We start from the raw sequence: 22,278 nt of genomic DNA, 5'->3' as shown, positions 1-22,278 counted from the left end.
GTGCAAAACTTCCCCGGAACGCTTGTGGGCACAGGGCTTGCGCTTGTTTGCTTCAAAATCGCGCAGCGGGATTTAATTAAAAAACCCATATAAATCAATTGCTTGCGTAATTTTTATTGGCTTTCGGGGCGGTCGCTGCAAAATTCGCTGGAAAAGGTATCATTGCGGCCCGCTCCGTATGGCCTGTGGACAGATACGCATCGGAAAGCCTCATGACAATTGAATTTGCAGTCACAAACAACGCATTCACGCGGGATATCCTGACAGTTGCCCAGCTAAACCAAGCAGTGGGGCAATTGCTGGAGCGCAGCATTCCGGCGTTGTGGGTTCGTGGAGAGATTTCCAACTTCACGCAGGCGGCATCCGGGCATTGGTACTTCACGCTCAAGGACAGCCGGGCCTCGGTGCGCGCCGTCATGTTCCGAAGCCGCGCCAATGCAGTGGGTTTCGTGCCGCGCGCGGGCGATCAGGTCGAAATCCGCGCCCGGGTTTCCCTTTACGAGCCCCGGGGCGATTACCAATTGCAGGCCGACGCCATGCGCCGCGCGGGGCTGGGCAACCTGTATGAAGCGTTTCTGCGGCTGAAAGAGCAACTGGCCTCCGAAGGCCTGTTTGACCCAGCCCGCAAGCGCGAGCCCGTCCGGCTGCCGCGCGCAATCGGCGTCATCACGTCGCTGCATGCGGCGGCGTTGCGGGATGTGCTGTCCGCGTTGGCTCGCCGGGCGCCGCAGGTGCCGGTCATCATCTATCCGGCCCCGGTTCAGGGGGCGGACGCCGCCAGCCGCCTGGCGGCCCAGGTTCGCCTTGCCAACGCGCGCGCCGAAGTCGACACGCTGCTGCTGGCGCGTGGCGGGGGCAGCATCGAAGACCTCTGGAGCTTCAATGACGAGGACCTGGCCCGCCAGGTGGCGGTCAGTGAAATTCCCGTGATCAGCGGCGTGGGCCACGAAACCGACTTCACCATCGTGGACTTCGTGGCTGATGTGCGTGCCCCGACGCCCACGGCCGCAGCGGAACTGGCCTGCGTACCTCGCTCTGAATTGCTGGGCCAGGTCATGCAAGCTGCCCAGGCCATGGCGCGCGGCCAGCAGCGCCGCCTGGAGCGCGCCGCGCAGCGGCTGGATCGTGCCGCCGGCCAACTGGTGTCGCCCTCGCAACGGCTGGAGCATCAGCGTGAACGCCTGAACAGCCTGCGCTTTCGCCTGGCGTCCGCCTGGTCCGGCCCGCAAGACCGCCGTACCGCGCGGGTCAATCTGCTGGCGCAGCGTTTGACGCATCGGGTACCCGACACCCGCCGCGCGGCTGACCGCCTGGCCAGCGCGGCGCGCCAATTAGGTCAGGCGCATGCCCGCTTGCTGGTGCAGGGCCGCAACCGCCTGGCCTCGGCCACGGCGCAATTGCGCGCGCTGGATCCCGGCAACACCCTTTCGCGCGGTTACGCCATTGCGCGCGATGCCGACGGCCGCATCGTGCGCGACGCCGCCGGGCTGGAAGCGGGTCAGACGCTGGACCTGAGCTTTGCGCAAGGCGGCGCGCAGGTCGATGTGCGCCAGACCCGCAAGACGCGCGACGCCGGCTGAAGCAGGCGTCGCGTTAACCCCGCGCAGGCCCGGGGTTAACGCGGTATCCTCATTAGTTGCCGATACAATTGACCGGCTTGATCGTGCACTCAACAGAAGGAACCCACACATGGCACATACTCTTCCCCCCCTGCCTTACGAACTCGACGCTCTGGCTCCGCACATTTCCAAGGAAACGCTGGAGTTCCACTACGGCAAGCATCACCAGACTTACGTCACGAACCTGAACAACCTGATCCCGGGTACGGAATTCGAAACGCTGTCGCTGGAAGACATCGTGAAGAAGTCCTCGGGTGGCATTTTCAACAACGCCGCCCAGATCTGGAACCACACTTTCTACTGGAACAGCCTGGCCCCCAAGGCCGGCGGCGCACCCTCGGGCAAGCTGGCTGACGCCATCAACGCCAAGTGGGGCAGCTTTGACGCTTTCAAGGAAGCGTTCAACAAGTCGGCAGCCGGCAACTTCGGTTCGGGCTGGACCTGGCTGGTCAAGAAGGCCGACGGCTCGGTTGACATCGTCAACACCAGCAACGCGGCCACCCCGCTGACCACGGCCGACACGCCGCTGCTCACCTGTGATGTCTGGGAACACGCGTACTACATCGACTACCGCAACGCGCGTCCCAAGTATCTGGAAAACTTCTGGGCCCTGGTGAACTGGGAGTTCGCCGCCAAGAACTTTGCCTGATCGGTAAAGAAACAAGCCTCGGCTTTCACGCCGCTGGCTTGCACCCCAAACCCCTTTGCGCACCGCCAAGGGGTTTTTTATTGCCCGTTCAGGAAAAATTCAGCTTACATAAACCTGTCGATTGCCGATTTCATTCCTGGGAAATGACGATGAAACACGCTTTTATCTAGGGTTATCCCTAGGGTTTCCTGCCACTATTGTTGCGAACGGTCGGGGGGCTGAACCACGGGGCCAACGGATTGCGGCATGCCCGCTTACAACCGGGGTAACTACAGGGAAGGGAAGCATGTTTCGCTTATTTTCGGGCTTGCGCATCGGGGCGCGCCTGTCGGGTGCATTTTTGCTTGTGGCGGTTATTGGTGGTGCGATTGGGGCCTTTGGCGTGTGGGGGCTGTCTCGCATCAATGAATTGAACGACCGCTTGTACGACACTGAGCTGCGTGGCATCTCGGATCTGAAAGAATCCAATCTGCACCTGATCTACGCGGGCCGCGCCCTCAGCGGCTATCTGGCCGCCAGCACCGATCAGGATCGTGAAGCGTTGAAGAAGCGGTTCGACGAGGCGGTCAAGAACCTGGACGTGCTGCGCGACAAGGCCGCGAAAAATTTCCACGAAGAAGAAGGCAAACGCCTGCTGGCGCAGTTCGTTGAAACCGAACAGATCTGGAAGCGGGAGTCGGAAGCGTTCTTCGCGGCCGCGAAATCGCAATCGCTGACGCAAACGGATCCGCGCGTTGCCGAGATCGAAAAGCGTGTCATCGCCTCGTCGCAAAAGCTTGATGACCTGATGACCGACCTGGCGGTGGGCAAGGAGAAATCCACCGCGCAATCCGTTGACGTCGCCACGGACCTGTACCGCAACGTGCGTGCGGTGATGATCATCCTGGCCGTGGCCGGCGTGGTGATCGGCATGTTGCTGGGCTGGCTGGTCACGCGTGGCATCGTGCGTCCGCTGGAGCAGGCCGTGAAGGCCGCGCGCCAGGTTGCCGCGGGCGATCTCACCACGAACATCCAGGTCGCCACGCGCGATGAAACCGGTGAACTGATGGCGGCGCTCAAGGCCATGAACGACAGCCTGGGCCGCATTGTGGCGGACGTGCGCGATGGCTGTGAAAGCATCGCATCGGCGTCGTCGCAAATTGCGCAAGGCAACTCCGACCTGTCGCAACGCACCGAAGAACAGGCCTCGTCGCTGGAAGAAACCGCGGCGTCCATGGAAGAGCTGACCAGCACCGTGCAACAAAACGCCAACAACGCCAGCGAGGCCGACCGCCTGGTGACGCAGGCGTCCACCGTGGCGGTGCGCGGCGGTGAAGTGGTGGATGGCGTGGTGCAGACCATGAGCGCCATTTCCGACAGTTCGCGCCGCATCGCCGATATCACGGGTGTGATCGACGGTATTGCGTTCCAGACCAACATCCTGGCGCTCAACGCCGCCGTGGAAGCGGCGCGCGCGGGCGAGCAGGGCCGTGGCTTTGCCGTGGTGGCGGGTGAAGTGCGCACCTTGGCGCAGCGTTCAGCGGTGGCCGCCAAGGAAATCAAGGCCCTGATCGATGAGTCGGCCGCGCGCGTCGAAGGCGGCACGCGCCAGGTCGATGAAGCCGGCCGCACCATGCGCGAATTGGTCGACAGTGTGCGTCAGGTGGCGGTGCTGGTGCGCGACATCGCCAGCGCGTCGGAAGAGCAATCGGCAGGCATCGGCCAGGTCAATCAGGCCGTGTCGCAGATGGACGCCGTGACGCAGCAGAACGCCGCGTTGGTCGAAGAGGCGGCGGCAGCGGCCGCCAGCATGCAGGAGCAGGCCGGGCGCTTGGCGCAGGAGGTACGCCGCTTCAAGGTCAACGGCAGTGTTGGCACGGCTCTCGACGCGGGCGTGGGTTCGGCACGCCATTCGTCGGCTCGACTGCTGCCGGCAGCGTGATTTTCTGCTGAAGTTTGTGGGCTGCGGGTCAGGTGAGAGTGGTAAGGTTACTGACTTTGCGCCGCACGCCAGCAGCCCATGAGCCTGACCGAACCTTTCCGCCGAACCACCACCGCCGCACGCCGCCTGATGCGGCGCAAGGTGCGCCAGATCAACCGCCTGTCACGCAAGAGCCTGCAAATGGCGCTATTGCTTGGCGGCGCGGGCCTGGTCGCGATGATGTCGCTGGGGTTTGCGTATCTGGCCGACAAGGCGCTTGACTGGAACCGCGAATGGGTGGGGCACAACGGCTGGCTTGCCTTGCTGGTGCTGCCCTTCAGTCTGGCCGCCCTGCGTTGGTTGACGTTGCGCTTTGCCCCGAACGCGGCGGGCAGCGGCATTCCTCAAGTCATCGGCGCGCTGTCCCTGCCGCCCGGCGCCAGCCAAAGCAGCCTGGTGTCGCTGGCACAAACGCTATGGAAGATTCCGCTGTCGTTCTTCGGCATGCTGGCGGGCGCGTCGATCGGGCGTGAAGGCCCGTCGGTGCAGGTGGGCGCCGCGCTCATGTTGGCCTGGGGCGATTTCTGGAAGCGTCGTGGCGTGCAGTTGCGCGGCTTCCATTCCAATGAACTGATCGCCGCCGGCGCCGCGGGCGGGCTTGCAGCCGCCTTCAATGCGCCGCTTGCCGGCGTCATCTTCGCCATCGAAGAGCTGGGCCGCGGCACCGTATTGCGGTGGCAGCGCCTGGTATTGATCGGCGTGCTGGCCGCGGGCTTCCTGGTGGTGGCGGTGCAGGGCAACAACCCCTATTTCGGCGTGTTCGGCGGGGCGCCGCTGGCGCATGGCATGGTGATGTGGATCGTCATTTGCGGCGCCATCAACGGCGCGCTGGGCGGCATCTTCGCGCGGCTGCTTGGCAAGGGCGCATCGGGTGCCGCGCCGGCTGCGTGGCGCGCCTGGATCCGCGCGCATCCCATCTGGACGGCGTTCATCATGGGTCTGGTGCTGGCCGTGATCGGCCTGTGCACGGCCGGCAGTGTCTACGGCACGGGCTACGGCGTTGCGGCCGACCTGCTGTCGGGCCAAGACAGCGCGCCGGCCGGCTTCGGCCTGGCCAAGCTTGCGGCTACCGTCGCCTCGTATTGGGCGGGCATCCCGGGCGGCATCTTCACGCCCGCGCTGACTACCGGCGCCGGCATCGGCCAGCACATCTGGGAGCTGGCGGGCGAGGGCGTGGACCAGCGCGTGTTGGTGCTCGTGTCGATGGCGGCATTCCTGGCGGCGGCCACGCAGGCGCCGTTGACGGCCAGCGTGGTGGTCATGGAAATGACGGGCAGCCAGCCGATGTTGTTCTGGTTATTGGTGGGTTCTTTGCTGGCTTCTGGCGTGTCGCGCCAGTTCTGCCCGCAGCCGTTCTACCATTTGGCGGCCGGGCGTTTTCGCCGTCAGGCCATCGTCGATACGCGCCGCGCCGCGCAACAAGCCGAGGCGGGCGGCGCGCCGGGCAAGGCCGCTTCGTCCTGATCGCCACCGGGTTTTCTTGACTGCGCCCGGCGCGATCAGGGTGAACACCTACCGGACACCGTCCGTGTGGCGGACAGGTCGCCGCTGCACCAACTTGGCGCTAAATGTGGTGCGCTAAGATCGACCGATCCCGAATTTTTCACTTCACTTCGAGCTTCCCATGACCGTGAATGCCTTTATTTGTGATGCGATCCGCACCCCCTTCGGCCGCTACGGCGGTGCACTGGCCAGCGTGCGCCCCGACGACCTCGCCGCCGTTGCCATCAAGGCGCTGATTGCGCGCAACCCCGGCGTGCGCTGGGAAGAACTGGACGACGCCATCATGGGTTGCGCGAACCAGGCGGGTGAAGACAACCGCAACGTGGCCCGCATGGCCACGCTGCTGGCTGGCCTGCCCATCGAAGTGCCCGGCGCCACGGTCAACCGCCTGTGCGGTTCGGGCCTGGACGCCATCGGCACCGCCGCCCGCGCCATCCGCGCCGGCGAAGCCGGTTTGATGCTGGCCGGCGGCGTTGAAAGCATGAGCCGCGCGCCCTTCGTCATGGGCAAGGCCGACAGCGCGTTCTCGCGCAATGCCGCCATTTTCGACACGACGATCGGCTGGCGCTTCGTCAACAAGCTGATGAAGGCCCAGTACGGCGTGGACTCCATGCCGGAAACGGCCGAAAACGTCGCTGACGATTTCAAGATCAGCCGCGAAGACCAAGACCTGTTCGCGCTGGCCAGCCAACAAAAGACGGCTCGCGCGCAGCAAGAAGGCGTGTTTGACGCCGAAATCGTGCCGGTGTCGATCGCCCAGAAAAAGGGTGACCCCATCGTCGTCTCCAAAGACGAACACCCGCGTGAAACCAGCCTGGAATCGCTGGCCAAGCTGAAGGGTGTGGTCCGCGAAGGCGGCACCGTCACGGCCGGCAACGCGTCGGGCGTGAACGACGGCTCCGCCGCATTGCTGCTGGCCGATGAAAAGGCAGCAGCCCGCCACGGCCTGACTCCGCGCGCTCGCGTGGTCGGCATGGCCACTGCCGGCGTCGCGCCGCGCATCATGGGTATCGGCCCCGCGCCCGCCACGCTGAAAGTGCTGGCGCAAACCGGCCTGACGCTGGACCAGATGGACGTCATCGAACTGAACGAAGCGTTTGCTGCCCAAGGCTTGGCCGTGCTGCGCCAACTGGGCATTGCCGATAACGACCCGCGCGTGAACCCCAACGGCGGCGCGATCGCCCTGGGTCACCCCTTGGGTGCCTCCGGTGCGCGTCTGGCCACCACGGCCATCAACCAGCTGCACCGCACGGGCGGCCGTTACGCGTTGTGCACGATGTGCATCGGCGTGGGCCAGGGCATCGCGCTGATCATCGAGCGCGTCTAAGCCTGAAGTGTTGTTTTTTCCGCCGCGAGGCCGGTGGCGGAAATGAAAAGGGAGCCCTGCGGGGCTCCCTTGTTGTATCTGAAGGGGGCGCTTACGCCCTGTGGCGGCCGTTCAGGGCAGCCCGTCGACTTTCCGGCCGGCCTTGATGCCGTGCTCGTCGAACCAGCCTTGGGCCATTTCCAGGGCATAGCGCACCGGCTTTCTTGCGCAGTGCGGGTCTTCGGTCTGCGGCGCCATGTCGTCGATATTGACGATCGTGCCGTCGTCGGCGATAAAGGCTATCGAGAGCGGCAAGAGCGTGTTGCGCATCCAGAAGCACTGCACGTCCGGCCGCTCGAACACGAACAGCATGCCGTCGTTGCCCTGGAGTTCCGTGCGGAACATCAGGCCGCTTTGGCGGGTGGCGTCGGTGTCGGCAACTTCCGCTCGGATAATATGGATGCCGGCCGAAAGTTGCGTGGTGGGCAAGGGCGGTTGCGGACCGGTTTGCGCTTGGGCGCCCGCGGTCAGCGCAAGCGCCGTGGCGGCCAGTGCCGCCGACAGTGCTTTCAGAAATGCTGGTTTAAAGAACGCTGTCTTGAACAACGTAGGGTTGACAGGCAATAACTTCACATTCTTCAGCATGACTGGCGCAGTAAAAAGAAAATAACAAGGCGGGGCCCGAAAGCCCCGCCTGGATAATGGTGCAGCCTTACCGCTGCACTTTAAGGGATACTCAGGCCGCCGTGATATTAAGCGCCTGTTTGCCTTTAGGCCCCTGAATGATTTCGAAAGCCACTTTCTGGCCTTCCTTCAGGGTTTTAAAACCATTCATCTGTATGGACGAAAAGTGGGCGAACAGATCTTCACCGCCGTCGTCGGGCGTAATGAAGCCAAACCCCTTTGCATCGTTGAACCACTTGACGGTACCCGTCGATTTGGGATTGTCCCCTTGGACGGCGGTTGCGGTCGTATCAGACATGCGGACTGCCTCATTGAATCGTATGTTGACAGAAGGGCATCGCGGTCTAGACCTCTGTCCCCCCTCCGAATTCCTGTCAGATTTTCGATGAGTTGAAAACCCCAGAATGCGCTGATAATGCGCCGCTTTTCTTCGTGTCGTCAAGTATGGAAACTACGTATTTCTGCGTGTAATTTTGAGTAAGTTGCGCGTTAGCCGTCCCCAGTTTAAATAGAATACCCGCCCTATGAGTTCTACCTTGGATACCCAGCATGATTTGGCCGTCGAGAAGGCACCGGCGCGCGCCGCGCCGCCTCCGATGTATCAGGTTTTGCTGCTTAATGACGACTACACGCCGATGGAATTCGTCGTGAAAGTTCTGCAGAAATTCTTCAATAAAAACCATGAAGAGGCCACGCGGATCATGTTGCAGGTGCATCACGAAGGTCGCGGAGTATGCGGGGTGTATCCCCGAGATCTCGCGGCGACTCGCATTGCCCAGGTAGGGCAGTATGCGCGGGCGCGCCAGCACCCGCTGCAATGTGTGATGGAACCCGTTTAACACCAAAAATGAAGATGCCGCCCAAGTAGGCGGCGTTGTGCCGTGCAAAACACGGCAGGTTCCGCGTTTGGGGAAGCGCGCGGAGCAGTGGGTCGGCAGCTCCGCCGCGAAGGAGCTTGTGTACGAGTAGGCGGAGGGGTTTGCCGTGAGTGGAAAGGTTAGTAAGACCTGGCTGGCGGTTGCCGGCGTAGTGGTGTTGGCCGGCGCCATCGGCGTAGGCTGGTGGATGGGCGGTAAGGACAAGCAGGGCGCGGCCCCGGTCCAGGCGCCGGCGGCTTCCACCGCGACGCAAACCCCTGCGGCGGCCCCGGCCGCTGCGCCTGGTGACGGCAAGCCCGCATTGGGCGCCAGCGCGACGGTGGGCGCACCCGACCCCTTTGCGGCGCTGACCTGCCAGCCGCGCCAGTTCAACGAGGCATTGTCGCTCTCGGTCACGTTCACCCAGCCGGTGGACGCCAAGGCCAAGCTGGATGATTTCCTTCAGGTCACCGACCTGGGCGCCTCGTCCGGCAAGGCCGACGAAGACAACGAAACCGCCGCCAATGCGGGTGACCAGCCGGCCTCGGTCAAGCCGGGCGATTCCGCGCCCAAAGGCAAGATCCTGAAAGGCAGCTGGATCGTGGGCGAGAACCCGCGCATGGTGTATTTCCCCTACATCCAGCCGCAGCGCAAATACGCCATCACGGTACGTTCGGGTTTGCCCGGCGTGGGCGACAAGGTCGTGTTGGCTGAAACCTCGAATTGCGAAGTGAACACGCAGGCCATGCCGCCCTCGTTCTATTTCGCCAGCCGCGGCGTGGTGCTGCCGGCCGGCCAGAACGGCGGCCTGCCCGTGGCGACCGTAAACGTGCCCGAGGTTGACGTGCAGTTCCTGCGCGTGGCGCCGGACCGTGTGCCGGAACTGTTCGAAACGGTGCTGGGCATCGGCCGCAACACCACCTCGGCATCTGACGAAGACGAAGCTGACTACGACGATGACAACTGGCGCTATTCCGACAACCGCAGCCTGAAAGGCTCGGTCAGCAACTGGGATCTGGACCGCCTGAATTCGCTGACGACCAGCGTCTATCAGGGCCGTTTCATCACCGACGACAAGCCGAACCGCCGCCACGTCACCTTCCTGCCGGTTGAAGGCGTGAAGGAATTGCAAGAGCCCGGCATCTACATCGCGGTCATGAGCCAACCGGGCCGGTTCCGCTATGAATACCAGGTCACGTATTTCTACGTCAGCGATATCGGCCTGCACGCGCGTCGTTACAGCGACCGCGTGGAAGCCTATTCCGTGTCGCTGAAGTCTGGCCAGGCCATTCCGGGCGCCGTGTTTGAACTGGTGGACGGCGCGGGCAAGACGCTGGCCAAGGCCGCTGCCGATGCGCAGGGCCATGTGCGTTTTGACGGCAGCTTCACCAATGCGCGCGTCATCCGCGCCTCGCGCGACAAGGAAATGACCGTGCTGGCCCTGGGCGAACCGGCGCTGGACCTGTCTGAGTTCGATACGGGCGGCCATGTGTCGCGCCCCAATAATCTGTTCGTCTACGCCGGCCGCAATTTGTACCGTCCGGGCGAGACCTTCAACGTGTCGGTGCTGCCACGCGACCTGGACGGCCGCATGCTGACGCCCGCGCCGCTGACGGCGACGATCAAGCGCCCCGATGGCCGCGTGGTGCAGACCACCCTGTGGCAACCCAAGAAAGATCTGGTCGGTTATGTTGAGCGCGCCATCGAATTGCCGCTGGACGCCCAGACGGGTTCGTGGCTGCTTGAACTGCGCGTGGACCCCGCTTCGCGCACGCCGGATGCGTCGTGGAAGTTCCAGGTCGAGGAATTCCTGCCTGAACGCATGAAGATGGCGCTGACCTCTGATCAAGAGGTGCTGTCGCCGGACGAGGAACTGATCGTCAATGTGCAGGGCGATTACCTCTACGGCGCGCCCGCAGCCGGCAATCGCCTGCTGTCCAGCTTCCAGGTCAAGCGCGACCGTTTCGCCTTGGCGCAGAAATGGCCGGGCTTTATTTTCGGTGATGTTGCCGATGACACGCGTCGCACGTTCAGTGAACTGCCCGAGGAAGCGCTGGACGACAAGGGCGCAGCCCGGATCAGCGTGAATCCCAGCGTGGCGGGTACGCACTCGCCCATGAAGGTGCGCGTGTCGGCCAGCCTGCTTGAATCGGGCGGCCGCCCGGTGGTGCGCTCCATCGAGCGCAGCGTCTGGCCCGCCGACAAGCTGATTGCCGTGCGTCCGCAGTTTGACAGCGATGTGGCGCGCGAGCGCGCACCCGCCGTGTTTGAAGTCATCCGGGCCAACGCGCAAGGCGAGATCGTTCCGCTGGCCCAGGCCCAGATGCGCTTGTTCCGCGAAGAACGCCAATACTACTGGCGCTTTGACGACCAGCGCGGCTGGAACAGCGGCTATACCGAAACCGAAGAACTGGTCGATTCGCGCGAAATCGCCTTGAACGACCGCGCGCAACTGACCGTGCCGGTCAAGTGGGGCCGTTACCGCCTTGAAATCGCCGACCCGGAAACCGGTGAAACGATGCGCTACCGCTTCTATGCGGGCTGGAACGCGCAGGACGCCGACGCGATGGGCAACCGCCCCGACCGCGTGCAGATGAAGCTGGAAGGCGTGCCGGCCAAGCCGGGCGATACCGTCAAGGTCACGCTGACGCCGCCGCACGACGGCCAGGCACTGGTCACGGTGGAAGGCGACCGCATGCTGTGGTCCACCTGGGTGGCCGTGAAAGCAACGGGCACCGAAGTTGAGATTCCGATCAACAAGGACTGGAAGCGCCACGACCTGTATGTGGCCGCCGCCGTGTTCCGCCCGGGTAGCGAAGGCGACCGCGTGACGCCGGCCCGTGCGCTGGGCCTGGCGTTCCTGCCAATTGCCAGCGCCGACCGCAAGCTGGATGTGAAGCTGACCGCCGCGGCCAAGACCGAGCCCGAAACCAAGACGACAGTGCGCGTCAAGGTCGACGGCGCTCAAGGCAAGCAAGCCACGGTGACCTTGTCCGCCGTGGACGTCGGCATTCTCAACATCAACCAGTACGCCACGCCCGACCCGCTGGACTATTTCTTCGGCAAGCACCGCTACGCGCCCGAACTGCTGGACATGTACGGCAAGCTGATCGAGAAAATGGACGGCACCAAGGGCAAGCTGAAGTGGGGTGGTGACGCCGCCATGCGCGGCGACAGCAAGAGCCTGCCCAAGAAGGTCAAGCTGGTCGACCTGTTCTCGGGTCCGGTCACCTTGAACGCGCAGGGCGAAGCCGACATTCCGTTGGACCTGCCCGATTTCAACGGCACGCTGCGCCTGATGGCCGTGGCGTTCACGGCCGACAACTACGGCAGCACCGACACTGAAATGGTGGTGGCCGCGCCGATTGTCGCGGAAATGAATACGCCGCGCTTCATCACGCCGGGCGACCAGGCCGCCATCGCGCTGGACCTGACCAACCTGAGCGGCGCCGAGCAAAAGATCAGCATCAAGCTGGAAGCCCTGGACCCGCTGGCCATTCCGGACGGCGTGCGCACGGTGACGCTGAAAGACAAGCAGCGCACGACTTTGCGCTTCAACGCAACGACGACGGGTTCCTACGGTCTGGGCCTGATGCGCCTGACCATCGACGGGCAGGGCGGCGCCAAGCCCGTGCACATCGTGCGCGAATCGGTGCTGCAAGTGCAGCCGGCCTATGCGGGCGAACGCCAGGTGCGCCGTCTGCGTCTGAATCCGGGCGAAACCAATGTGGCGCAAGCGGCGTGGGTGTCTTCGTACTACCCGGATTCGGCTTTGGTCAGCCTGACGGTGTCGAACCGTCCGCCGTTCAACGTGAACAAGCTGGTTGAAGGCCTGCTGGCGTATCCCTACGGATGCGCCGAGCAGACCATCAGCCGCGCCTTGCCGTGGGTGTTGATCGACGACGCCGTCGCCAAGCAGTTCGGCCTGAAGCCGCACTCGCAGGTGGAACGCGCCGCGCAGGTGTCCGGCGCCATCGGCCGCCTGTCCGGCATGCGCAACGCGGTGGGTTCTTACAACCTCTGGAGCGGTTCCAGCTCGCGCGATGTGTGGCTGACGGCCTATGCCGTCGGCTTCCTGCAAGACGCGCGCGACCAAGGCTTTGAAGTGCCCGAAGCCACGCTCGACCGTTCGCGCCAATGGCTGCTGGAGCAAGTGCAGCAGACGTCCAACACCTTCGGCACGTGGTCGGTGAACCTGCGCCGCAACGTTGAAGCCGGCCGTATCGACGGCAGCGATGCCAACGTCCTGCGCGAAGACCACCGCCGTTTTGCCGGCTTGTCGACCGCCGTGCTGGCCTTGGCGCGCGACAAGAAGGCGCCGTTGTCGACGGTGCGCCAACTGTTCGACAACTATCAAGAACGTGCGCGTTCGCCGTTGCCCCTGATCCAGTTGGCGGCCGCATTCAAGCTGATGGGCGACGAAGGGCGCATGCAGTCCGCGCTGGACGCCGCCATGTCACGCGAATACGGTTTCCCCCGTCGCAACTACAACGCCTATTACGATGAATGGCTGGGCGACTACGGCAGCAGCGTGCGCGACTACGCCTTGTCGTACGCGCTGGCCAATCAGTACGGCCTGAAGCATGAGCGCCTGGAAAACCTGCTGACGCAATTGACAGCTCGTCTGGGCAACCGTTCGTACCTGTCCACGCAGGAACGCATGGCGCTGTTGATGGCGGCGCGCGCCATCGGCGGCGACAAGGGCACGCCCTGGCAAGCCGCGCTGACGGTCAACGGCGCGCGCAAGCCGCTGGATGGCGGCAAGAGCGACCAGACGGTGGGCTTGTCGGCGGCTGACCTGGCCAACACGCAAATCGTCAACACGGGGTCGCAATCATTGTTTCTGGAATACGACATCCAGGGCAGCCCGATGGTTGCGCCCAAGCCGCGCAACGACGTGATCCAGCTCAAGCGTGGCTGGTATCGTCCGGACGGCAAACCGTGGGATGGTGGCACGCTGCAAAGCGGCGACATGTTGGTGGTGTGGGTGCAGGCCAGCGCCAACCAAAGCATTCCCGATGCGCTGATCGAGGACCGCGTGCCGGCCGGTTTTGAAGTGGAAAACCTGAACCTGTCGCAAAGCCCCGAGATGCAGGAATGGACGATTGGCGGACGCCGAGTGGCCGAAGCCATGGCCGACTCCAACATCAAGCATCGTGAATTCCGCGATGACCGTTACGTGGCCGCCGTGTCCCTGGGCCGCGGCAAGGTCGACGTGTTCTATCTGGTGCGCGTCGTCACGCCGGGCCGCTATGCGGTGCCGTCGACGGTGGCCGAAGATATGTACCGCCCGGAAATCCGGGGTGTGGGTGAGCAGTGGAGCACGGTCGACATCCGCGATCGCGGCGCCAAGCGTCCTTGACCGCCGCCGCCTCCTCCACGGCGGGCGCCATGCGTGCCCGCCGCTGGCGGCGGCGCGGCATCATCGCGGCCAGCGTGTTGTTTGCGCTGGCCGCGTTGTTATTCGTGCTTGACCGCCTGTTCCCATTGCCCGCCATCGACTCGGGCGGCGCCGCCGTGATCGTTGCCGCCGACGGCACACCGCTGCGCAACTACCCCAGCCGCGACGGCATCTGGCGCTATCCGGTGACGCCGGACCAGGTCTCGCCGCGCTATCTGGACACCTTGCTCACATATGAAGACCGCTGGTTCTACTGGCATCCCGGTGTCAATCCCGTGGCGATGGCGCGCGCGGGCTGGCAGTGGGCCACGAACCGTCGCATTGTGTCGGGCGGTTCCACGCTGACCATGCAGGTGGCGCGCCTGATCGACCCGCAACTGGCCGGCAAGCCGTCGCGTTCCATGTCGGCCAAATTACGACAGGCCTGGCGCGCGGTGCAGTTGGAGATGCACTACAGCAAGGACGAGATTCTTTCCATGTACCTGACCCATGCGCCGATGGGAGGCATTGTGGAGGGCGTGGAAATGGGGGCGCGGCTATGGCTGGGCAAGTCTGCCCGCGACCTGGGCCCGGCCGAATCGGCCATGCTGACCGCTTTGCCGCAAGCCCCATCGCGCCTGCGCCCCGACCGCCATCCCGAGGCGGCTCAGGCCGCGCGAGACAAGGTGCTGGATCGCATGGCCGAACTGGGCCGCTGGACGCCGGCCGAAGTGGCCGACGCCAAGATTGAAAACGTGATCGCGCCGCCGTTGCGCGCGCGCTGGCTGGCGCCGTTGGCCGCGCAACGTCTGTTGCAGGAAGCGGGCGCCACGCCCGCCGCGCGCCGCGCGGGTCAACGGCCGCCGTTGGTTGGATCGACGCTGGATGCCGACATGCAGGCGTCGGTGGAACAAATGTTGCTGGACCGCGTGGACAGCCTGCCGCCCAAGGTGTCCATGGCGGTGCTGGTGATGGATAACGATACGCTGGAGGTCAAGGCCTACGCGGGTTCTGCTGATTTTTCGGACGATACCCGTTACGCTCATGTGGATATGGTGCGTGGCGTGCGCTCGCCGGGTTCTACTCTGAAACCGTTTCTTTATGCGCAGGCGCTGGACGAGGGGTTGATTCATTCCGAAAGCCTGCTGATTGACGCGCCGCTGTCGTTTGGCGGCTACGCACCGGGTAATTTCCAAGCGGCGTTTTCTGGGCCTGTCAGCGTCGCGCAAGCCTTGCAACGGTCGTTGAATGTGCCGGCGGTGGACCTGCTGGACCGCGTCGGGCCGGTCAGTTTCGCGTCGGTTATGCTGACCGGCGGTGTGCGCTTACGTTTGCCGGCGGGTGCCGTTCCAAATTTAAGCTTGATTTTGGGCGGGGGTGGCACCACATTGGAAGAACTGGTCGGCGCTTACCGGGCTTTGGCCCGCGATGGCATCTCGGGACGGCCCCGTCTTCGAACGGAGCAACCCAGGATCGAGTCCCGTATGATGAGCCCTGGAGCCGCCTGGATCGTTCGCGATATCCTCGAAGGTGGCGGGCATCCCGACCGGCCTTTCTACCAGTCGGGCAGTCCGGCCCGGCGGCTGGCCTGGAAAACCGGAACCAGTTTCGGATTCCGGGACGCCTGGGCGATCGGGGTGACCGATAGATGGACGTTAGGCGTCTGGGTCGGTCGTCCGGACGGTACGCCCAACCCCGGTTTTTTCGGGGCAAATGTGGCGGCGCCGTTACTGCAAGATATTGTGGCTGCGTTACCGGAAGGGGCGCAGCAGGTCCGTAGCCGGCCCGAAACGGTGCAGGCGGCGGTCACCTGTTGGCCACTGGGTTATCGGCTGGGCAGCGTGCCGTCCGGGGAATGCCCCGAACAGCGCGCCGCGTGGCTGCTGAACGACACGGCGCCGCCGTCATTTGCCGGCTATGCCGACGCCACGCAGGGCCTTTGCGCGTGGGTGGCGTGGCCACTGGTTCGGTGCTTCGGCCCGTACCCGGCAGCCGGGAAGTGGCGCTTGATGTGGATGTGCAGGGCGCCGAAGGAGAAGTATGGTGGATGCTGGACGGGCGCGTGGTGAGTCAGGGCGCGTCGAGTCATCCGTTTAAATTAGTGCTGGCGCAAGACGGCCGGTATACGCTTACCGTCATGGACGCACAAGGCCGCCACGATAGTGTGGTTTTTGAAATCGCTGGCGTTACGCCATGATCGGCATAGAATATGAATCGTGTATTTGACCGCTTCGATGCAATACGGAGGAAGCGTGATTTCTCAAGAGCTTGAAGTCAGCCTGCATATGGCTTTCGTCGAGGCCCGTTCGGCCCGGCATGAATTTATTACCGTCGAGCATCTGCTGTTGTCGTTGCTTGACAACGCTTCGGCAGTCGAGGTTCTGCGCGCCTGCGCGGCCAACCTTGACGACTTGCGCCGCAACCTCCGCCAGTTCGTTTCGGAAAACACCCCGGTGATTCCAAGCGGCGCCGAGGTCGACACGCAGCCGACGCTGGGCTTTCAGCGCGTGATTCAACGCGCAATCATGCACGTATCCGCGGGCGGCACCGGCAAGAAGCCGGTGACCGGCGCGAACGTGCTGGTGGCCATCTTCGGCGAAAAGGACTCGCACGCCGTGTACTACCTGCAACAGCAGGGCGTCACGCGCCTGGATGTCGTCAATTTCCTGTCGCATGGCATTACCAAACAGCCCCAGGTGGAGTCCGCCGCCGTGCAGAAAGAGCAGCAGACCAACGGTGAAGAGCAGGGCGAATCGCGTCAGTCGCCGCTTGACCAATACGCCACCGACCTGAACGCCGCCGCGCTGGCGGGCCGCATTGATCCCCTGATCGGACGCGAGCACGAAGTCGAGCGCGTGATCCAGGTGTTGTGCCGCCGCCGCAAGAACAATCCGCTGCTGGTGGGCGAGGCCGGCGTGGGCAAGACCGCTATCGCGGAAGGCCTGGCCTGGCGCATCACGCGCGGCGAAGTGCCCGAAATCCTGCAAGCCGCGCAAGTGTTCTCGTTGGACATGGGCGCGTTGCTGGCCGGCACCAAGTACCGCGGTGATTTCGAACAGCGTCTGAAGGGCGTGCTGAAGCAAATTCGCGGCAACCCCGACGCCATTCTGTTCATCGATGAAATCCACACGCTGATTGGCGCCGGTTCGGCCTCGGGCGGCACGCTGGATGCGTCCAACCTGCTGAAGCCGGCCTTGTCCTCGGGCCAGTTGAAGTGCATTGGCGCCACCACCTACACCGAATATCGCGGCGTCTTTGAAAAAGACCACGCGCTGTCGCGTCGCTTCCAGAAGATCGACGTGCCGGAACCCAGCGTCGAACAGACCGTGCAGATTCTGCGTGGGCTGAAGAGCCGCTTTGAAGAACACCACAGCGTCCGCTACTCGGCGGCTGCGCTGTCGGCTGCCGCTGAACTGTCGGCACGTTTCATCAATGATCGTCATCTGCCCGACAAGGCCATCGACGTCATCGACGAGGCCGGCGCAGCCCAGCGCCTGCTGCCGCGCTCGCGCCAGAAGAAAGTGATAGGCAAGGTGGACATCGAAAACATCGTGTCCAAGATCGCCCGTATTCCGCCGCAGTCGGTCTCCAACGACGACCGCAGCAAGCTGGCCACGCTGGACCGCGATTTGAAAACCGTGGTGTTCGGCCAGGACGGCGCGATCGATGCCCTGGCCGCCGCCATCAAGATGGCGCGCTCGGGCCTGGGCAAACCGGAAAAGCCCATCGGCGCTTTCCTGTTGTCCGGCCCCACCGGTGTGGGCAAGACCGAAGTGGCGCGGCAACTGGCGTTCACGCTGGGTGTCGAGCTGCTGCGTTTCGATATGTCGGAATACATGGAACGCCACGCGGTGTCGCGCCTGATCGGCGCGCCGCCGGGGTATGTCGGTTTCGACCAGGGCGGCCTCTTGACCGAAGCCATCACCAAGCAGCCGCACTGCGTGCTGCTGCTGGACGAAATCGAAAAGGCCCACCCGGATGTGTTCAACATCCTGCTGCAGGTCATGGACCACGGCACGCTGACCGACAACAACGGCCGCAAGGCGGACTTCCGTAACGTCATCCTCATCATGACGACGAACGCGGGCGCCGAAACCTTGAACCGTCCCTCGATCGGCTTTGCCAATTCGCGGATGCTGGGCGACGAAATGGCGGAAATCCGTCGCATGTTCACGCCTGAATTCCGCAACCGCCTTGACGCAATCATTCCGTTTGCCGCGTTGGACCGCGAGGTCATCCTGCGCGTGGTGGACAAGTTCCTCATGCAGCTTGAAGACCAGTTGCACGAGCGCCGCGTGGAAGCCGTATTCACCACGAAACTGCGCGAACACCTTGCCAAGGAGGGGTTCGACCCGCTGATGGGCGCGCGTCCCATGCAACGTCTTATCCAGGACACCATCCGCCGCGCGCTGGCCGACGAGCTGCTGTTTGGCAAGCTGGTCGACGGCGGCTCGGTCACGGTGGACCTGGACGAGTCGGGCAAGGTGACGCTGGACTTCGACGACAACGGGAAACCACCGTCCTCGGATGCGCCGGATAAGCAGGAAGTCGAACTGATCGATTGATGACCGCGGACAGCCAGCCGCTGATCGAATGCGAACACTGCGCAAGCGTTTATCGCCGACATCAGCTTGAACCTGGCGAGACCGCCAATTGCGCCCGCTGCGGGGCCACACTGTGGCGCTACAGCGGGCTTACTTTGTCCAATTGGCTGGCGCTTGCCATTAGCGCCCTGATCATTTTCGGGGTGGCCAACGCTTACCCGGTCGCTTCCATGTCCGTGCAGGGCATGGTGCAGCAGGCCTCCTTGCTGGACTCGATTTCCATTACGTGGCGCCAAGGTCATTGGGTCGTTGCCGTCATGACGGGGCTGGCCGGCTTCGTCTTGCCACTGCTGCAGTTGACCGTGCTGTTGTGGGTGCTGGGCCCGTTGTCGCAAGGCCGTGAACCCGTGGGCTTCCGTGGCGCCATGCGTTTGCTGGGCGTGCTGCGTCCCTGGTGCATGGTGCCCGTGTTTCTGTTGGGCGTGCTGGTGGCGGTGGTGAAGCTGGCCGGCATGGCCGCGGTGCAACCCGGTATCGGGCTGGGTGCCTTTGGTCTGTTGACCATCTTCCTGACGATGCTGGGCCGCCTGTCACCGCATGTGCTGTGGCGGTATGCCGAGACGGCGGGCGTGGCGCCCGTGCATATTCCGGAAAGCAGTCCCGACAACGTGTTGGCCGGCTGCCATGTGTGCGGCCAGGTGCAGGCCTTGCCGCGCGACGCCGATCCCGAAGAAGAGCACCACTGCGTGCGCTGCCATGCCGTGGTGCATTACCGCAAGCCGGACCACGTGGCGCGCACCTGGGCGCTGCTGCTCGCGGCGGTCGTGTTCTATATCCCGGCCAACGTGCTGCCCGTCATGCAGGTGAGTTCCGTTTTGGGCGACAGCGCCCACACCATTCTGGGCGGCGTGGTCGAACTGTGGCAGATGGGCTCATGGGATATTGCGTTGATCGTGTTCATCGCCAGCGTGGCCGTACCCCTGACCAAGCTGCTGGCACTGATCTTGCTGTTGCTGACCGAACAGTGGCGCAGCACGACCAATCTGCGGCCGCGCACCCGCTTGTATCAGATGGTCGAGTTCATTGGCCAATGGTCGATGCTGGATGTGTTTGTCGTTATATTGCTGGCGGCGCTGGCCGATTTCCAAGGCTTGATGGAGATCAGCGCGGGTGCCGGGGCGGCGGCCTTCGGTGTGGTGGTGATCTTGACCATGCTGGCGGCCATGAGCTTCGATTTGCGCCGTAGCTGGGATCTGGAAGGCGAGAGCGAAATCGACACCCCCGAGATCGAAGGCCGGGCTCACCCGGGTCACCCGGCCCAGGCGGCGCAGCAGCCACCGGCTCAGACCAGCAGGGAAGTGGGTTAGCAACAACAGCGGGTCCCGCGGAAGAAGAAAAAAGGAAAGTAGATGTCCGACCAAGCACCCGATGCCGGTGAAGAGAAGTACAAGTCACCGACCATCTCGCGCAAGCAGAAGAGCCGGATTTCATGGATCTGGCTGGTGCCCATCGTGGCCGCGCTGATGGGTATGTCGCTTGTCATCCGCACCTGGATGCAGGCCGGCCCGGATATCTCCATCTCGTTCAATACAGCCGAAGGGCTGGAGGTGGGCAAGACGCAGCTGCGCTACAAGGATGTGAACATCGGCACGGTGAAGTCCATTGGCTTCAACAGTGACCGCAGCAAAGTCGTGGTGAAGGCCGAGCTGGCGAAAGAAGTGTCGGACCTGGCCCGCGAAGGCACCAATTTCTGGGTGGTGCGGCCGCGCCTGGACGTCAGTGGCGTATCGGGCCTGGGCACCTTGCTGTCGGGCGCCTACATTGGCGTGGACGCGGCCGAGGGCAAGAACGGTTCCGCCAAGGCCACCAAGCTCAGCTTCGAAGGCCTGGAGATTCCGCCCGCGGTCACGCATGACCGCGCCGGCAAGCGCTTCAAGCTCAAGGCGTCGGACCTGGGGTCCCTGGACATTGGCTCGCCCGTCTACTTCCGCCGCATCAATGTGGGTCGCGTCATTGGTTATGAACTCGACAAAACCGGCACGGCCGTGAACGTTGAAGTGTTCGTGGATGCGCCCAACGACAAGTTCGTCACCAACGGCACGCGCTTCTGGAACGCCAGCGGCGTGGACTTCAGCGTCAATGCCGACGGCTTGAAGGTTCGCACGCAGTCGCTGGTGTCCATGGCGGTGGGCGGCGTGGCGTTTGAATCCGTGCAAAGCGCGCGCGACGGCAGCAACCCGGCGCCGGCCGATGCCAGCTTTGACCTGTACGCGACCGAAGCCGCCGCCAAGGCCAACCCCGACGGCGAAGCCTTCCCGATTCGCATGCGCTATGACCAGTCCATCCGTGGCCTGGCCGTGGGCGCACCCATCGATTTCAACGGCATCACGCTGGGTAACGTCACGCAGATCACGCTGGACTTCGATCCGGCCACCAAGCGTTTCTTCTCGCTGGTGGACGCCACGCTGTATCCGGAACGCCTGGGCCGCGTCTATGAAGAGGTGCGCGAGCGTGCGCTCAAGGATGGCGACGAGGCCGGCACGCGGCTGCTGGGCGTGATGATCAAGTACGGCCTGCGCGCCCAACTGCGCACGTCCAACCTGCTGACCGGTCAGCTGTATGTGGTGCTGGACAACTTCCCGAACGCCAAGCCGGTGGAGTTCAAGGCGACCGACCCGGCGATCATTCCGACCGTGCCGGGCAACCTGGATCAGTTGCAGCAGCAGGTCAGCAATATCGTCGCCAAGATCGAGAAGATTCCGTTCGACAAGATCGGCGAAGATCTGCGCACCACGCTGGCCAGCACGTCAAAACTGATGAATCGGCTGGACAAGCAGGTGGCGCCCGAGGCCCAAAGCATGTTGAAGCAGGCGCGCCAATCGATGGCGAATATCAATTCGCTGCTGGCCTCGGACGCCTCGCTGCCCGTCAATACCGAAAAGGCGATGCAGGAACTGAGTCGCGCGGCCCGCTCGTTGCGTGCGCTGGCCGACTTCCTGCAAGCGAATCCCGAAGCCTTGTTGCGGGGCCGTGGCGATGACCCGATTCCCGGCTCTGGCCCTGTCAGGAACTAAACAACCATGACTCTATTCTCGATCCGTCCCGTCTTGTCCCTGTTGGCGCTGAGCGCCGCCTTGGCGGGCTGCGGCTCGTCGCCGCCCGTGCATTACTACACGCTTCAAAGTCCGGCGGCGCCGTCTACGGCCGCGCCCGCCGGGTCGGCGGACTTCCTTATTGAGGTGCAAGCCGTCAGCTTGTCGACACAGGCCGACCAGCCGCAACTGATGGTGCGCACGGGCGACGGCAGCGTGGCGGCGCTGTATTCCGAACGCTGGAGCTCGCCTTTGGGTGACGAGTTGCGGGGCGCCTTGTCGGACGCCCTCAAGCGCGAGCTGGGCGCCCTGGACGTGCAGATGGTCAAGCCAGGGCCGGCGGCCCCGGTGTGGCGCGTACAGACGGACGTGCAGCGTTTTGAAATGATGTCCGGCAGCATGGCGCAGTTGGACGCCACCTGGCGCGTGCGGCCCGTCAATGCCAAGGGCACGGGCCTGTTGTGCCGCAGCGTGGTGACGGAAACCGTGTCGGAAACCGGTATTCCTGCGCTGATCGCCGCGCAGCAACGGGCGGTGGTGGGTTTGGCGGGCGTGATGGCGTCCGCCATACGTGGGCAAACCCCTGCCGGAACCGGCTCGGTGCAGATGCTGGGCTGCTCGCCGCTGAAAGAATGAGAACCTGCATCAACTCAACCGGTTAACCTAGGGTTAACCTTAATACAA

13 protein-coding genes and 1 pseudogene are annotated in these 22,278 nt (G+C 63.8%); 12 read left to right on the top strand and 2 right to left on the bottom strand.

The genetic code is table 11. The annotated features are described in order from the left end of the window. Positions 1-212: 212 nt before the first annotated feature. The 5 genes from xseA (at position 213) to pcaF (ending at position 7,058) form a co-directional block, all read left to right on the top strand. Positions 213-1,580 (top strand): exodeoxyribonuclease VII large subunit, encoded by a 1,368-nt coding sequence (gene xseA / locus ELS24_RS18805; RefSeq protein WP_127185014.1) that lies wholly within the window; start codon positions 213-215, stop codon positions 1,578-1,580. A 109-nt stretch (positions 1,581-1,689) separates the two neighbouring features. Further along, on the top strand, positions 1,690-2,268 hold the full coding sequence (gene sodB, locus ELS24_RS18800) for a superoxide dismutase [Fe] (RefSeq protein WP_050445200.1): 579 nt from the start codon (positions 1,690-1,692) through the stop codon (positions 2,266-2,268). A gap of 286 nt (positions 2,269-2,554) precedes the next feature. After that, positions 2,555-4,189 (top strand): methyl-accepting chemotaxis protein, encoded by a 1,635-nt coding sequence (locus tag ELS24_RS18795; RefSeq protein WP_230695232.1) that lies wholly within the window; start codon positions 2,555-2,557, stop codon positions 4,187-4,189. A gap of 78 nt (positions 4,190-4,267) precedes the next feature. Continuing rightward, a complete protein-coding gene (locus ELS24_RS18790) occupies positions 4,268-5,692 on the top strand; it encodes a chloride channel protein (protein WP_127185013.1) in 1,425 nt (474 codons plus the stop codon). A gap of 160 nt (positions 5,693-5,852) precedes the next feature. Next, complete coding sequence (gene pcaF / locus ELS24_RS18785; RefSeq protein WP_127185012.1) at positions 5,853-7,058, top strand: 3-oxoadipyl-CoA thiolase; 1,206 nt, start codon at positions 5,853-5,855, stop codon at positions 7,056-7,058. A gap of 111 nt (positions 7,059-7,169) precedes the next feature. Here the strand turns inward: pcaF and ELS24_RS18780 are convergent, their stop codons facing one another. Together ELS24_RS18780 and ELS24_RS18775 are read right to left on the bottom strand one after the other, a co-directional pair. Beyond that, positions 7,170-7,682, bottom strand: a complete 513-nt coding sequence (locus tag ELS24_RS18780; protein ID WP_127185011.1) for a DUF192 domain-containing protein — start codon at positions 7,680-7,682, stop codon at positions 7,170-7,172. Positions 7,683-7,773: 91 nt separating this feature from the next. Further along, positions 7,774-8,019, bottom strand: coding sequence for a cold-shock protein (locus ELS24_RS18775; protein ID WP_006220277.1), 246 nt, complete (start codon positions 8,017-8,019; stop codon positions 7,774-7,776). 226 nt (positions 8,020-8,245) lie between these two features. Between ELS24_RS18775 and clpS the strand changes: the two genes are divergently transcribed. From clpS to ELS24_RS18740, 7 genes and pseudogenes are all read left to right on the top strand, one after another. Next, complete coding sequence (gene clpS, locus ELS24_RS18770; RefSeq protein WP_006220276.1) at positions 8,246-8,560, top strand: ATP-dependent Clp protease adapter ClpS; 315 nt, start codon at positions 8,246-8,248, stop codon at positions 8,558-8,560. Between the two features lie 145 nt (positions 8,561-8,705). Continuing rightward, the gene (locus tag ELS24_RS18765; RefSeq protein ID WP_164741271.1) at positions 8,706-13,940 is read left to right on the top strand and encodes an MG2 domain-containing protein; all 5,235 of its coding nucleotides are present in this window, start codon (positions 8,706-8,708) and stop codon (positions 13,938-13,940) included. A gap of 29 nt (positions 13,941-13,969) precedes the next feature. Continuing rightward, positions 13,970-16,155: pseudogene (gene pbpC / locus ELS24_RS18760) on the top strand (penicillin-binding protein 1C). Between the two features lie 55 nt (positions 16,156-16,210). Beyond that, positions 16,211-18,523: an ATP-dependent Clp protease ATP-binding subunit ClpA gene (clpA, locus tag ELS24_RS18755; RefSeq protein WP_050445390.1), complete on the top strand. Its 2,313-nt coding sequence runs from the start codon at positions 16,211-16,213 to the stop codon at positions 18,521-18,523. Beyond that, the gene (locus ELS24_RS18750) at positions 18,523-19,869 is read left to right on the top strand and encodes a paraquat-inducible protein A (protein WP_127185010.1); all 1,347 of its coding nucleotides are present in this window, start codon (positions 18,523-18,525) and stop codon (positions 19,867-19,869) included. The genes clpA and ELS24_RS18750 overlap by 1 nt, the downstream gene beginning before the upstream one ends. Before the next feature lie 42 nt (positions 19,870-19,911). After that, positions 19,912-21,576 (top strand): intermembrane transport protein PqiB, encoded by a 1,665-nt coding sequence (locus ELS24_RS18745; RefSeq protein ID WP_050445207.1) that lies wholly within the window; start codon positions 19,912-19,914, stop codon positions 21,574-21,576. A 6-nt stretch (positions 21,577-21,582) separates the two neighbouring features. Next, positions 21,583-22,230, top strand: a complete 648-nt coding sequence (locus tag ELS24_RS18740; protein WP_127185009.1) for a PqiC family protein — start codon at positions 21,583-21,585, stop codon at positions 22,228-22,230. Positions 22,231-22,278: the final 48 nt, after the last annotated feature.

Source organism: Achromobacter spanius (assembly GCF_003994415.1).
In the GTDB taxonomy this organism is placed as follows: Bacteria; Pseudomonadota; Gammaproteobacteria; order Burkholderiales; family Burkholderiaceae_B; genus Achromobacter; species Achromobacter spanius_C.
The sequence above is the reverse complement of the archived record's forward strand: the minus strand, read 5'-3'. Positions and strand labels throughout refer to the sequence as shown.

Excerpts from the sequence above, each read along its gene's own strand:
- xseA (WP_127185014.1), top strand. The coding sequence starts at position 213 with ATGACAATTGAATTTGCAGTCACAAACAACGCATTCACGCGGGATATC.
- sodB (WP_050445200.1), top strand. The coding sequence starts at position 1,690 with ATGGCACATACTCTTCCCCCCCTGCCTTACGAACTCGACGCTCTGGCT.
- ELS24_RS18795 (WP_230695232.1), top strand. The coding sequence starts at position 2,555 with ATGTTTCGCTTATTTTCGGGCTTGCGCATCGGGGCGCGCCTGTCGGGT.
- ELS24_RS18790 (WP_127185013.1), top strand. The coding sequence starts at position 4,268 with ATGAGCCTGACCGAACCTTTCCGCCGAACCACCACCGCCGCACGCCGC.
- pcaF (WP_127185012.1), top strand. The coding sequence starts at position 5,853 with ATGACCGTGAATGCCTTTATTTGTGATGCGATCCGCACCCCCTTCGGC.
- ELS24_RS18780 (WP_127185011.1), bottom strand. The coding sequence starts at position 7,682 with ATGCTGAAGAATGTGAAGTTATTGCCTGTCAACCCTACGTTGTTCAAG.
- ELS24_RS18775 (WP_006220277.1), bottom strand. The coding sequence starts at position 8,019 with ATGTCTGATACGACCGCAACCGCCGTCCAAGGGGACAATCCCAAATCG.
- clpS (WP_006220276.1), top strand. The coding sequence starts at position 8,246 with ATGAGTTCTACCTTGGATACCCAGCATGATTTGGCCGTCGAGAAGGCA.
- ELS24_RS18750 (WP_127185010.1), top strand. The coding sequence starts at position 18,523 with ATGACCGCGGACAGCCAGCCGCTGATCGAATGCGAACACTGCGCAAGC.
- ELS24_RS18745 (WP_050445207.1), top strand. The coding sequence starts at position 19,912 with ATGTCCGACCAAGCACCCGATGCCGGTGAAGAGAAGTACAAGTCACCG.
- ELS24_RS18740 (WP_127185009.1), top strand. The coding sequence starts at position 21,583 with ATGACTCTATTCTCGATCCGTCCCGTCTTGTCCCTGTTGGCGCTGAGC.